This is a genomic window from Pseudomonas sp. Pse79 (assembly GCF_024519615.1).
Classification (GTDB): domain Bacteria; phylum Pseudomonadota; class Gammaproteobacteria; order Pseudomonadales; family Pseudomonadaceae; genus Aquipseudomonas; species Aquipseudomonas veronii.
In genome coordinates, this window is record NZ_JALJRR010000013.1 from 100,051 (window position 1) to 113,090 (window position 13,040).

Annotated in this window: 14 protein-coding genes; 8 read left to right on the forward strand and 6 right to left on the reverse strand. The window is 62.5% G+C overall.

All coding sequences use genetic code 11. The features are described 5' to 3' along the window. Window positions 1-86: 86 nt before the first annotated feature. Genes NR164_RS17725 through NR164_RS17740 form a run of 4 tightly spaced genes read right to left on the reverse strand, consistent with a single transcriptional unit; the run spans window position 87 to window position 1,760 of the window. Complete coding sequence (locus NR164_RS17725) at window positions 87-287, reverse strand: SEC-C metal-binding domain-containing protein (protein ID WP_003189235.1); 201 nt, start codon at window positions 285-287, stop codon at window positions 87-89. After that, entirely contained in the window at window positions 284-766 is a 483-nt protein-coding gene (locus NR164_RS17730; protein WP_046384449.1) for an LEA type 2 family protein, read from the reverse strand. The genes NR164_RS17725 and NR164_RS17730 overlap by 4 nt, the downstream gene beginning before the upstream one ends. Window positions 767-787: 21 nt before the next feature. Continuing rightward, window positions 788-1,258 (reverse strand): YchJ family protein, encoded by a 471-nt coding sequence (locus NR164_RS17735; protein ID WP_017844777.1) that lies wholly within the window; start codon window positions 1,256-1,258, stop codon window positions 788-790. 4 nt (window positions 1,259-1,262) lie between these two features. Beyond that, window positions 1,263-1,760 (reverse strand): DUF6231 family protein, encoded by a 498-nt coding sequence (locus tag NR164_RS17740; protein ID WP_256823039.1) that lies wholly within the window; start codon window positions 1,758-1,760, stop codon window positions 1,263-1,265. A gap of 191 nt (window positions 1,761-1,951) precedes the next feature. On the opposite strand from NR164_RS17740, the gene NR164_RS17745 reads away from it, so the two are divergent. Both NR164_RS17745 and NR164_RS17750 read left to right on the forward strand, forming a co-directional pair. Then, window positions 1,952-2,647, forward strand: a complete 696-nt coding sequence (locus NR164_RS17745; protein WP_026139770.1) for an OmpA family protein — start codon at window positions 1,952-1,954, stop codon at window positions 2,645-2,647. Window positions 2,648-2,818: 171 nt separating this feature from the next. Then, window positions 2,819-3,577 (forward strand): hypothetical protein, encoded by a 759-nt coding sequence (locus NR164_RS17750; RefSeq protein ID WP_046384447.1) that lies wholly within the window; start codon window positions 2,819-2,821, stop codon window positions 3,575-3,577. A 102-nt stretch (window positions 3,578-3,679) separates the two neighbouring features. Here the strand turns inward: NR164_RS17750 and NR164_RS17755 are convergent, their stop codons facing one another. After that, window positions 3,680-4,144, reverse strand: coding sequence for a CopD family protein (locus NR164_RS17755; protein WP_079442997.1), 465 nt, complete (start codon window positions 4,142-4,144; stop codon window positions 3,680-3,682). A gap of 99 nt (window positions 4,145-4,243) precedes the next feature. Between NR164_RS17755 and dinG the strand changes: the two genes are divergently transcribed. The 5 genes from dinG to pdxH all read left to right on the forward strand — a co-directional run bounded on the left by dinG (window position 4,244) and on the right by pdxH (window position 12,074). Further along, on the forward strand, window positions 4,244-6,388 hold the full coding sequence (gene dinG / locus NR164_RS17760; protein WP_017844782.1) for an ATP-dependent DNA helicase DinG: 2,145 nt from the start codon (window positions 4,244-4,246) through the stop codon (window positions 6,386-6,388). 98 nt (window positions 6,389-6,486) lie between these two features. Then, on the forward strand, window positions 6,487-8,784 hold the full coding sequence (locus NR164_RS17765; RefSeq protein ID WP_256823040.1) for a beta-galactosidase: 2,298 nt from the start codon (window positions 6,487-6,489) through the stop codon (window positions 8,782-8,784). A gap of 82 nt (window positions 8,785-8,866) precedes the next feature. After that, a complete protein-coding gene (locus tag NR164_RS17770) occupies window positions 8,867-10,012 on the forward strand; it encodes an EstA family serine hydrolase (protein ID WP_017844784.1) in 1,146 nt (381 codons plus the stop codon). Window positions 10,013-10,154: 142 nt separating this feature from the next. Beyond that, the gene (locus NR164_RS17775) at window positions 10,155-11,399 is read left to right on the forward strand and encodes an OmpA family protein (RefSeq protein ID WP_256823041.1); all 1,245 of its coding nucleotides are present in this window, start codon (window positions 10,155-10,157) and stop codon (window positions 11,397-11,399) included. 27 nt (window positions 11,400-11,426) lie between these two features. Next, a complete protein-coding gene (pdxH, locus tag NR164_RS17780; protein WP_046384443.1) occupies window positions 11,427-12,074 on the forward strand; it encodes a pyridoxamine 5'-phosphate oxidase in 648 nt (215 codons plus the stop codon). A gap of 54 nt (window positions 12,075-12,128) precedes the next feature. Here pdxH and NR164_RS17785 read toward each other — a convergent pair whose 3' ends face one another. After that, the gene (locus NR164_RS17785; protein WP_017844787.1) at window positions 12,129-12,371 is read right to left on the reverse strand and encodes a hypothetical protein; all 243 of its coding nucleotides are present in this window, start codon (window positions 12,369-12,371) and stop codon (window positions 12,129-12,131) included. A gap of 157 nt (window positions 12,372-12,528) precedes the next feature. On the opposite strand from NR164_RS17785, the gene NR164_RS17790 reads away from it, so the two are divergent. Then, window positions 12,529-12,993 carry a glycine zipper 2TM domain-containing protein gene (locus NR164_RS17790; RefSeq protein ID WP_003189251.1) on the forward strand — a complete coding sequence of 155 codons (465 nt, stop codon included), beginning with the start codon at window positions 12,529-12,531 and terminating at the stop codon, window positions 12,991-12,993. Window positions 12,994-13,040: the final 47 nt, after the last annotated feature.

Below are 13,040 nucleotides of genomic sequence, written 5' to 3' on the forward strand. Positions count from 1 at the left end.
GGGGTAGCGTCAGTAAAGGCGCTACGTTAGTGAGCGCGGTGAAACGACGCAAGCAGGAGCTAAAGCTTATTTTCAGTAGCCAGGTTTCAAGCGCCGTGGCACTTCTTGAATTTCTTCTCGCTGCCGCACGGGCATGGATCGTTGCGGCCAACGTCTTTCAGGGCGTTGCGCACCGGCTCCTGGTGAGCGTGGCCGCAGTTCGGGCCGTGGACATGGCCGTGGTCGTGATCATGGTGATCGTGATCGTGGTTGCAGTCAGGACCATGGACATGGGGTTGCTGAGTCATCGATGTCGCTCCGGAATAAAATCGCCGGGGATTATCTCGCCATTGTGGTCCACGCGCACGTCATTACCGATGAATAATCCGGTTTTCAGCTCGCCTTCCAGCCGATAAGGCACGGGCCGGTCGGGGTTTTTCAGCATCTGCACGACGTCACGGATCTGCGGCCAGAGGTTGGTGCGTACCGAGATCTTGAAAAAGGCGTGGCCACGCGGCGGCACGGTGAGCCATTCGTTGGATTCGCCTTCGGTCAGCAGCAAGCGACCCAGGGTGACCTTGTAGATCAGGCCGCGCACCGTGAGGTCGGCGTCGTCGCGGTTATCCACGCGGAAATACAGCTTGAACTTCTGTTCGAGCAACTTGGCCCGCACCACTTCGACCTTCACCAGGGCGACGTGGGGCGGTGGGGCGTCGTCCTCGAACCATGAGGCGCAGCCACTCAAGCCAAGGGTCAACGCCAGCAACAAGCTGTAAGTGCGGAGCATGGCGCGATCCCTGTGAGGTGGTTAGAGGTAGCTGGAGCAACACTTCTTGAACTTCTGCCCACTCCCGCAGACGCATGCATCGTTGCGTCCGGCCTTCACTTCCACGGTGGGGTCGATGAAGTACCAGTGTCCCTCATTCTGTACGAAAGAGGACTGTTCGCGGTGGCTGTGTTCGCCGGTGCTGTCATGCCAGCGCGCGGTAAACGTCACGAACGCATGTTCCGGCTGGCCGCCGAACACCTCGGAGCTTTCCACTTCCAGGCCGAGCCAGGTGCTCTGGGCGCTCCAGGTGGCGATGGCATCACGGTCCAGGCCGGCCTGCTGCGCAGGCAACGTGGTAGCCACCAGGTAGTCCACCAGGCCCAGTACGTAGGCGCTGTAGCGCGAGCGCATCAGCGCGGTGGCGCACGGCGCCGGGTGGCCGGCGTGATAATGGCCGCAGCACGCGTCCAGCAGGTTGCCGCTGCCACAGGGGCAAATGGATGTACTCATCGGGTTACCACCAATACTTTCCGAAGTTTTCCGGGTTGGCCCAGAAGCGGGCGTTGAGCCAGTCCGGCACCTGTTTATAGTCAAGCAGATCATAGGTAAACAGCGTCAGTACCTGCTCATCGCGCTGGAAGCGCTCGCCGGCCTGCAGGGCCAGGGAGAAGAAGTCAGTGTCTTTCCAGTCGCAGGCAGCCAAGTCGACCAGCACCGCAATGCGGCTGGCATTGAGGTTGCGGATGCCGCCCAGCAGGGTCAGGCCTTGTGGTTTTGACAGGTGCTCCAGGCAATCGACCACCAGCGCCAGGTCAAAACGCTGCGCCGCGAGGTCCGCCGGCAGCGCGCCAGGCCTCGCGACGGACACCTGAGTCTCAGGGTGCGCCTTTTGAAAGGCCTCCAGCGCCGGGAACTGGCTGGCACCCAACAGCAACAGGCGTTTGGGCTGGTGCAAATCGAGCAAGGCAGCCAGGGCTTGCTGGGGTGTACGGGAAGAAATACCAGCGGTCATCAGAGATCCTCACATCAGGACCCTAGAGACTAGCGCGGCTGAGCGTGCGGGCCTAGAGCGGGTGGTTGCGAAAAGTCCTTCAAGTGCGCCCATCCTCAATGAATCCGGGGGGTGTGGCGTACTGGCGCAGTTGAAAGGAGCGGTCTTTACTCCACCCATCGGCCCCTGCCGATCCCCTCAGGAGAAATCAAATGAGCATCATGCGGACAGCTCTACCCTTGGTTCTGCTCACCGGAGTATTGACAGGTTGTGCAGGTTTGCAAAAAACCGATTGGCCCACCTGCGCCGCCGTGGGCGGCGTGACCGGTGCGGCGATCGGTGCGACGGAAAGCTCAGCCTATGCCGGCTACGGCGCGTTGTTGATCGGCGGCATGGCCGGCGCCTATTGCTGGGTACACGGCGATGGTGACGAAGACGGCGACGGCGTGCCGGACAGCCGCGACAAGTGCCCCGGCACGCCGAAAGGCGTACAGGTCGATGCCAATGGTTGCCCACCTGCGCCACCCGCGGCGGTGGTTGAAGAGGTGGTTGTGGTCAAGGAAGAAACCATCGTGATTCGCGATGTCCACTTCCAGTTCGACTCGGCGAAGCTGACGGCGGCGGATAAAACCGCGCTCGACACCATCGCCACCCGCCTGAAACGCGAAGCCCCGAGCGCCCAGTTGCGGGTCAGCGGGCATACCGACAGCGTCGGCAAGGACGCCTACAACCAGACACTCTCGGAAAAACGCGCACATTCGGTGACGGACTACCTGATCGGCGCCGGTGTGCCTCGCAGTAACTTCGTGTCGGTGACCGGTGCGGGCGAAAGTCATCCGGTGGCTGACAACAAAACCGCTGAAGGCCGTGCCCTGAACCGCCGCGTAGAAATCCAGATCAACCGCTGACAGGCCTTGCCCCTGTGGGATTCCACAGGGGCATCGTTGGCGATCCTCGCTGAAACCGCCGCCTTCTCAAGTTTTTTGATCCTTCACTGGCAAATCGCCTGTAGAAGTCGTTACTGTGCGCTCAAAGAAAAATTTGAAATAACAAATTCCCCATCACTCAGGAGCCCCATGATGCGTAAGGTTTTTCTGTTGGCCCTGTTGGTCAGCCCCGTTGCCCTGGCCCAGAGCGTGAGTGTTGAAACCAACTCGTTGATGCGCTTGCCCAGCAGTACCAGCGTATTGCAGTTGGAACGCCTGGACGTCGCGGACTACGGCACGTTGCTCATCCCGGCCACGATCAGCCAGGTCTCGGTGGATGAGTTGCACCTGGGCCGCGAAGCACGCATCGCCATCGCTCCTGGGAGCACCGGGCTGCAATTGCAGGCGCGGCATGCGCAACTGGAACATGGCAGCCAGATCACCTCGCGTGGCGCTCCCGGTACCCACGAAAAACCAGCCAGGGCCGGACGTGACCTGACCTTGCGCATCAATGCCCTGACGGCGCAGGAACTGTCGGTGGATGCCCGTGGTGGCGCTGGCGCCCAAGGTTATGCCGGGCTGGACGGCGCCAACGGCGAAGACCCGGGTTGCACTTGGGGCTCCGCTGGGCGCGGCGCCAACGGTGATAACGGTGGCGACGGGTTGCCTGGCGCGGCGGGTGCGCAGGTGCGGGTCGAACTGCCGCAGGACTTCCCAAGCGACAAGATCAAGGTCTGGGTCGATGGCGGCGCGGGCGGTTTGGCGGGGACGGCGGGCAAGCCTGGGCGTGGCGGGCAATCCAAGGGTTGCCTGGTGTACCGCGCCGATGGTGGCGAGAAAGGCCGGCCAGGGGTGGAAGGGCAGCCGGGGCCGGCCGGGCCTGCGGGAACTGTGACCATTCAGCGACTTTGAGTCGTTCGATCTGACGTCATCGGGAGCACGCCCCCTCCCACATTTGGAATGCATTTCAAATGTGGGAGGGGGCGTGCTCCCGATGGCCGTTTAAGGCACGTCTCAGAACATCGGCCGCGCCGAAGCAATCGCGACCAGCACCAACCCAACGAGCAGGTTAATGCCCACCAGCTTGCGGATCTGCCCCAGCACCGCCGCCCCGGCCGGCCAGTTTTCAGCCGCCACCGCTGCGCGCAATTCGGGGAACTTCAACGCCTGGATGCGGATGAACAGCGCCGTCATCACCACATACAAGCCCATCATCACCTGCACGTAACGCGGTGCGGTTTCAAACCCGCTGAAGCGCAGTTGCAGCAGGCCGACACCGCTGATCGGCAAAACCAGCACCGCCACCCAAACCCACACGAAAAAACGTTGAAACACATTCGCCCACAGCTTGAGCCGGGCAGGGCCCTCGAGGGCCGCCACAGCGGCCGGGCGCAGGATCATCCAGGCGAAAAACATGCCGCCGACCCAGATCAGGGCGGCCAATACATGCAGGGTGTAAACGAGGCTGAACACGGTCATTGCGGTACTCCGTTCTGCGCGGGATTAATTAGCGGGGTATGATAGCGGTCGATCCGAACCACTGAAAATTTATCCAGCGTTTTTTGCGCCCGACTATCCATGATCAGCACTGAACTCAAAACCACGATCCAGGGCGCCTATTCGCGTTTTCTCGAAGCCAAGAGCTTGAAACCGCGCTACGGCCAACGCCTGATGATCGCCGAAGTGGCCAAGGTCCTCGGGGATATCGACACCGACGACGAAGGCCGGCGCAGCGGTGACCCCGCGGTCGTGGCCGTCGAGGCCGGCACCGGTACCGGCAAGACCGTGGCCTACAGCCTGGCGGCGATTCCCACCGCCAAGGCCGCTGGCAAGCGCCTGGTGATCGCCACCGCCACCGTCGCCCTGCAGGAGCAGATCGTCTACAAAGACCTGCCCGACCTGATGCGCAACAGCGGCCTGAACTTCACCTTCGCCCTGGCCAAGGGCCGTGGCCGCTATATGTGCCTGTCCAAGCTCGACGTGCTGCTGCAGGAAGGCCACGCGCAAACCGCCACGGCCTCCTTGTTCGAAGAAGAAGGCTTCAAGATCGAAGTCGATGAAGTCAGCCAGAAGCTGTTTACCAGCATGATCGAAAAACTGGCCGGGAATAAATGGGACGGCGACCGCGACAGCTGGCCCACCGCCCTGGAAGACGCCGATTGGGCGCGCCTGACCACCGACCACAGCCAATGCACCAACCGGCATTGCCCCAACTTCGGCCAGTGCGCCTTCTATAAAGCGCGCGAAGGCATGGGCAAGGTCGACGTGATCGTCACCAACCACGACATGGTCCTCGCCGACCTGGCCCTGGGCGGCGGCGCCGTGCTGCCGGACCCGCGCGACACGCTCTACGTATTCGACGAAGGCCACCACCTGCCTGACAAGGCCATCGGCCACTTCGCCCATTACACGCGCCTGCGCTCCACCGCCGACTGGCTGGAGGCCACCGCCAAGAACCTCACCAAACTGCTGGCCCAGCACCCGCTGCCCGGCGACCTGGGCAAGCTGATCGAACAGGTGCCGGAACTGGCGCGGGAGATCAAGACCCAGCAGCAGTTCATGTTCAGCGCCTGCGAGCAGGTCGCCGACTTCAAGCCCGGCGAAGACGTCGAGGGCCGCGAGCGCCCGCGCCATCGCTTTGTCGGTGGGCTGATCCCCGAGCACATGCGTGAAATGGGCGTCGAACTGAAGAAGGGTTTTTCGCGCCTGACCGACCTGTTCACCCGCCTGACCGACCTGCTCAAGGAAGGCATGGACGGCGAGGTCAACATCGGCATCGCCAGCAACCAGGCCGAGGAATGGTACCCACTGTTCGGCAGCCTGTTGTCCCGCGCCCAGGGCAACTGGGAGTTGTGGACGGCCTTCACCGTCGAAGACCCGGAAGACAACCCGCCCATGGCCCGTTGGCTGACCCTGTCGGAAAGCGGTGCGCTGTTCGATATCGAGGTCAACGCCAGCCCGATCCTTGCGGCGGAAATGCTGCGGCGCAACCTGTGGAACGTGGCGTATGGCTGCCTGGTCACCTCGGCCACGCTGACCGCCCTGGGCACCTTCGACCGCTTCCGCATGCGCGCCGGCCTGCCGAAAAAAGCCGTCACCGCCGTGGTGCCGAGCCCGTTCCATCACGCTAACGCCGGTGTGCTGCGCGTGCCAGACCTCAAGGCCGACCCTCGGGATGCGCCGGCCCACACCGCCGCGATCATCCGTGACTTGCCGGAGCTGGTCGAAGGTTCACGCGGCACCCTGGTGCTGTTCTCGTCGCGCAAACAGATGCAGGACGTGTTCGACGGCCTCGACCGTGACTGGCGCAAGCAGGTGTTTATCCAGGGCAACCTGTCCAAGCAGGAAACCCTGAACAAGCACAAGGCGCGGGTCGATGGCGGCGATTCCAGCGTGCTGTTCGGCCTGGCGAGCTTTGCCGAAGGCGTGGACTTGCCCGGTGCCTACTGCGAACACGTGGTGATCGCCAAGATCCCGTTCTCGGTGCCGGATGACCCGGTCGAGGCCGCGTTGGCCGAGTGGATCGAGGCCCGTGGCGGCAACCCGTTCATGGAAATCTCGGTGCCGGATGCGTCCCTGAAGCTGGTGCAGGCCTGCGGGCGCTTGCTGCGGACCGAAGAAGACCGGGGCACCATCACCTTGCTGGACCGCCGTCTGGTCACGCAGCGCTATGGCAAGGCCATCCTGAATGCCTTGCCGCCGTTCCGGCGCGAAATTTCTTAAGCCACAGTGGGCAAAATCGCCCACTTCGTGGTCTATCTCACTGCCATCGCATTATGTCATCAGGCCATTTATCGGCCGTTTGGGAGAACCTTGCTCGTATGATTCGCACGCTGCCCGCCCTTTTTGCCCTGCTGTTCGCTGCGCCACTGCTGGCCGCGCCCGCCGGGCAACAAACGTTGTTCAACTTCGTCCGACCTGCCGATGTGGTCAAAGTGGCGACCCAGGACGCCAGCCTGCCGCAATACAACGCCGAACAAACCCCTGAAGGCGAGGTGCTGCGCCGCATCACCTTCAACCCGGCCGCCGAACCGAGCCTGGTGCTCAGCCCGCAGACCGGCGCCTGGGACTGGTCGCAATCCAGCGCCATCAGCCTGCGTATCCAGAGTGCCATGGACTGGGCGCTGACCTTGTACGTCAAGGTGCAGAGCAACGACGGCAAGACCCTGGTCAGCCGCATCGACCTGCCGGCCGGTCCGGCCCAGACCCTGCTGATCCCGCTGCAAGCCAACTCGCCATTGAGCCAGGGCATGAAGGCCGGCCCGCCGATGCCGATCAGCGTCGACGGCCAGCGCGTGTTACTGGCCAGCAGCGCCGGAGACATCGACCGCAGCCAGGTGGTGTCGGTGACCCTGTCGATGATCAAACCGAATGTCGCCCAAAGTATTCTGCTGGAGCGCTTTGGCGTGCAGGACAGCGAGCCGGTGCTGAAGGCGGCCTACAGCGAACTGGTGGATGCCTATGGCCAGTCCACCCGCGCGCGCTGGCCGGAAAAGGTCAGCAGCGACGAGCAACTCAAGGCCGCCGCCACCAAGGAGCAGCAACAGCTCAAGGCTTGGCTGGCCGAGCGGGATAAATCCTCCCTGGACCAGTACGGCGGTTGGAACAAAGGCCCGGCGTTCGACGCCAGCGGCTTTTTCCGCACCGAGAAGCGCGATGGTCGTTGGTATCTGGTGACGCCGGAGGGGCATCCGTTCTATTCCCTGGGCGTCAACACCGTGGCTTCGGATAACAACCAGACCTACGTGGCGGGCCGTGAATGGATGTTCGCGGCGCTGCCCAAGGCCGGGGAACCCTTTGACAAGTACTACGGCAGCGGCGACAACCGCACCGGTAACGGCGCCGGCGAAGGGCGTAGCTTTGGCGCCGGGCGTTGGTACGACTTCTACCGCGCCAACCTGCAGCGCACGTATGACACTGACGGTTTCGACCAGAAGCGCTGGGTCAGCCACACCCTCGACCGCCTGCAGGCCTGGGGTTTCAACACCGTCGGCAACTGGAGCGCTGCGCAACTGGCCAGCGCGGACCGCGTGCCGTACACCTTGCCGCTGTCGATCGTCGGCGATTACGCCAGCATCAGCACCGGCACCGACTGGTGGGGCGGCATGCCCGACCCGTTCGACCCGCGTTTCGCCATGGCCACCGAGCGCGCCGTGGCCATCGCCGCCCGCGATCATCGCGACGATCCTTGGCTGATCGGTTTTTTTGCCGATAACGAACTGGCCTGGGCCGGTCCCGGTGACGATGCAAAATCCCGTTACGCCCTGGCCTATGGCACCCTGCGCATGACCACCGATGTACCGGCCAAGCGCGCGTTCCTCAAGCAACTGCGCGACAAATACCGCAACGAAGAAGGCCTGTCGAAAGCCTGGGGCATCCACCTGGCGGGCTGGGAACTGATGGAAGACCCGGGCTTCGAACCGCCGATGCCCAATCCTGAGCACCCGGAAATCGAAGCCGACTTCAAACACTTCCAGAAGACCTTCGCCGATACGTACTTCAAGACCATCGCCGATGCACTCAAATGGCACGCGCCCAACCAGTTGCTGCTGGGCGGGCGTTACGCGGTGAGTACTCCGGAGGCGGTGGCGTCCTGTGCGCAGTATTGCGACGTGTTGAGCTTCAACATGTACACGCTCAAACCCCAGGACGGCTATGACTTCGCCGCCTTGCGCGCGTTGGACAAGCCGGTGTTGATCACCGAATTCAACTTCGGCTCGGCAGACCGCGGCCCGTTCTGGGGCGGTGTGACCCAGTTGGCCAAGGAAGAAGATCGCGGCGCCGCGTATGCCAACTTCCTCAAGCAGGCCATGGCCGAGCCGTCGATTGTCGGCGTTCACTGGTTCCAGTACCTGGACCAGCCCGTGACCGGGCGTCTGCTGGACGGCGAAAACGGCCACTTCGGTCTGGTCGGCATTACCGATGTGCCGTTCCAGGGCTTTGTCGACAGCGTGCGTCGAAGCAACCTGGCGGCGGTCGACCAACTGGGCAAGGAGGCCGAAAAGGCCAAGGCGGCCCGCGCGGTTCGCGAGCATGAAGGCAGCAAGCCCGGGCATGACGGTAAAGGTGCGGGGCAGGGCGCCGGACACACCGGTGGGCATGCCGGAAATGGTCATTGATTGAGTGTTGACGGGTTCACAAATCCTACAAGGGCTGGAACAATGTCGGCCACTTTTTACAGCGTTTTCCGAGGGGGCTTAGGTGCAGGTTCAGGGGCATTACGAACTCCAGTTCGAAGCGGTACGTGAAGCGTTCGCCACGTTGTTCGATGACCCGCAGGAACGTGGTGCGGCGCTGTGCATCCAGATCGGCGGGGAAACCGTGGTCGACCTGTGGGCCGGCACCGCCGACAAGGACGGGGCACAGGCCTGGCACAGCGACACCATCGTCAACCTGTTCTCCTGCACCAAGACTTTCACCGCCGTTGCGGCCCTGCAATTGGTGGCCGAAGGCAAGCTGCAACTGGATGCGCCAGTGGCCAACTACTGGCCGGCATTTGCCGCGGCCGGTAAAGAAGCGATCACCTTGCGCCAGTTGCTCTGCCACCAGGCCGGGTTGCCGGCGATCCGCGAGATGCTGCCCACCGAAGCGCTGTACGACTGGTCGTTGATGGTCGACACCTTGGCCGCCGAAGCGCCGTGGTGGACGCCGGGCCAAGGCCACGGCTACGAAGCGATCACCTATGGCTGGCTGGTCGGGGAATTGCTGCGCCGTGCCGACGGGCGTGGGCCGGGCGAGTCTATCGTGGCGCGGGTTGCACGCCCGTTGGGGCTGGATTTTCATGTGGGCCTGGCGGACGAAGAATTTTATCGCGTGGCCCATGTAGCGCGCGGCAAAGGCAACATGGGCGATGAAGCCGCGCAACGTTTACTGCAAGTAATGATGCGTGAACCCACGGCCATGACGACGCGGGCATTTGCCAATCCGCCGTCTATTCTGACCAGCACTAATAAACCCGAATGGCGGCGTATGCAGCAGCCAGCGGCAAACGGTCACGGTAATGCGCGTAGCCTGGCGGGTTTTTATAGTGGTTTATTGGACGGTAGTTTGCTGGAAAGCGACATGCTCGAACAATTGACCCGTGAACACAGTATCGGGCCCGATAAAACCTTATTGACCCAAACCCGTTTCGGCCTGGGCTGCATGTTGGATCAACCGCAATTGCCGAACGCGACCTTCGGCCTTGGCCCGCGTGCATTTGGACATCCTGGTGCGGGCGGTTCGCTGGGGTTTGCCGACCCCGAACATGATGTAGCGTTCGGTTTTGTGACTAATACGCTGGGGCCCTACGTACTTATGGACCCACGTGCACAGAAGTTGGTCAGAATATTGGCCGGTTGTCTGTAAACCCCTTGCTGTTTCACGTTTTTTTGTTACAAATGCAAGTATAAGAAGACGCTGAGCAAAATATTGTAACTTTAATGTTCTGGACGCGTCTGTTTAACGGGTCATTCAGGCCCTCGGTTTTTTCTCATTTTGTGGATATCTCATGTTATCGAACAAGTCCTTGGCACTGGCGCTGTGCCTATCTATTACTGGCTGCGCACAAACACCACAAAATGATGCCGAAGGCGGGCATTGGTGGTCATTTGGATCTGACAAGGCTGCTACCAAGGACGCAGTGAGCCAAACCGACGCCAAGCCGGACGCCAAACCGGACGCCAAACCCGCCGCGGGCGCCAAACCTGCCGCACCGGTAGCGGCTGCTGCCAGCGCCAAGCCGGCTGTACCGGTAGCTGCCGCAGCTGGCGCCAAGCCTGCCGCACCGGTAGCCGCCGCTCCTGCGCCAGCCCCGGTGGCCAAAGCGGATACCGGCTCCAGCTGGTGGCCGTTCTCCTCCAAGAGCGCCGACGAAAAGGCCGCCGATGCCAAGGCTGACCTGAAGGCCGACCTCAAGGCCGCCACCCCGGCGCCAGCCGCTGCTCCTGCCGCCCCCGCCGTGGCCAAGAGCGACTCCGAGACTCACTGGTGGTGGCCGTTCGAAAGCACGTCCAAGCCTAAGCCATTGGCCAAGGTCGACGTGACCAACGTGCCGATGCCCGACCCGAAAATCACCCAGGCCTGGCTGGACGACTATGAGCCGCGCCTGCGCGCCGCGATCAAGGACAGCAACCTGCAACTGGAACGTCGCGACAACGTACTGGTGGTGATTGCCCCGGTAGACGGTTCCTACAACCCGAAACGCCCGGCGATGTTGCTGCCGGTCACCCTGGGCCCGTTCACTCGCGTCGCCAAGGCTGTTGAAGCCGACCCGAAGACCGCCGTACTGGTCCTTGGTCACGTTGATGCCACCGGCGCGGCCCCGGCGAGCCAGGCGCTGACCAAAGAACGCGCGCAATCCATCGCATCGATTTTCAGCCTCAGCGGCCTCAAGCAGGACCGTCTGATGCTGCGTGGCATGGGCGACATGATGCCGCGTGCTGCCAACGACAGCACCCAAGGCCGTGCGCTGAACCGTCGCATGGAAATTATGTTTACTCAGCGTACAACTATGTTGGCCTTGCTGAGCAAGTACAACTCGGGCAAGACCCTGCCTGTGGCTGAAATGGTTGCCGTGCAGGACGTTCCCGCGCCGGCACCGGTCGCAAAAGCCCCGGCGAAAAAGGCTGGCGCGAAGAAATCCGCCGCCAAGCCAGCCGCGAAAAAGGCCCCGGCCAAGGCAGCTGCCAAGAAACCCGCAGCGGCCAAAGCCAAGGCCGCTGCACCGGCTGCGAACGACCAGGCAAAAAACTGATCCGCTGAACCAGAAGGATAAAGTCGCATGACCCAGGCATTGGCTGATATGCGCCGTGACTACACACGGGATGGTTTGAGCGAGGCCCAGGCCCCGAGCGAGCCGTTTGCCTTGTTCCATCAGTGGTTCGGCGATGCGGTGAAAACCGAGCAGCCGCCGGTGGAGGCCAATGCCATGACCCTGGCCACGGTCGACGAGGACGGTCGCCCGCACTGTCGCATCCTGCTGCTCAAGGGCCTGGATGCACAGGGCTTTACCTTCTTCACCAACTATGAGAGCGCCAAGGGCGATCAGCTTGCGGCGCGGCCCTTCGCGGCCATGACCTTTTTCTGGCCGACCCTGGAGCGTCAGGTACGCATCGAGGGTCGGGTGGTCAAGGTCACGCCGGAAGAGTCGGATGCCTATTTCCAGGTGCGCCCCTTGGGCAGCCGCCTGGGTGCCTGGGCTTCCCCGCAGAGCAAGGTGATCCGTGACCGCGAAGAGTTGCACGACTTGCTCAAGGTCACCGAACAGCGGTTCAGCGACACTCAGCCGCACTGCCCCGAGCACTGGGGCGGCTATCGCTTGTTGCCCGAGCGCATCGAGTTCTGGCAAGGCCGCGCCAGCCGCCTGCATGACCGCCTGAACTACCGCTTGCACGGGGCCGACTGGACCCGTGAGCGCCTGGCGCCCTGATCGTCGTCTTGCGTCACCCTTTCTGACTGTTGCCCGTCACCCCGAAGCCTCTGTTCAAGAGGCCTCGGGCGTGTACTGCTGCGCCGCGTTTTTCAACCAGTCCGGCAGCTCGCGGCGGTTGATCTTCAGGGTTCGGGCTTTTTCCAGTTGTTGCAGCATGAAGGCCCGCTTGTGCAGGTCGTTGCCCGCCAGGGATAGCGCCAGGTCGCGGTCGATCCAGCGGCGGATGCGCAGGTATAACCAGCCATGGAAATACAAGCCGGCTACGGTCGTGACTATAATGATGAAATAATCCATGAGCGTCCTGTTTACGAGATGAGAGCTACCGTTTGTCGTCTGTTTTGGTGCTGGCACTCTGTACTAGGGCTGAATGAAAGCAATTTTCTGCGGAGCTTGCCGTGACAGGCGTCAAGCGGCCGCGTCTAATGAACACCTGTCCTTTGGAGTTGATGCTATGCGTAAGTCCGTTTTACTAGTTGCCTGCTTTACTACCCTGTCGTTGTTGTTGGGTGGCTGCGCCTCGAGTCTGACCGGCGACTCATACTCCCGTGACGAAGCGCGTCGCGTGCAGACCGTTCGCATGGGGACCATTGAATCCCTGCGTCCGGTGAAAATCGAAGGCACCAAGACCCCAATCGGCGGTGCGGCCGGTGCCGTCATTGGCGGTGTGGGCGGCAGCGCCATCGGTGGCGGCCGTGGCAGTATCGTGACCGCCGTGATCGGCGCTGTCGCCGGCGGCCTGTTGGGTTCGGCCACCGAAGAAGGCCTGACCCGCACCCAGGGCGTGGAAATCACCGTTCGCGAAGACGACGGCAGCATGCGCGCCTACGTGCAGGCCGTGCAGGAAAATGAAATCTTCCGCATCGGTGATCGCGTTCGCATCATGACCGTTGATGGTACCAGCCGCGTGACTCGCTAAGCGTTAAGCCGCGAGCAAAGAAAAACCCCAGCCGGGTGACCGGCTGG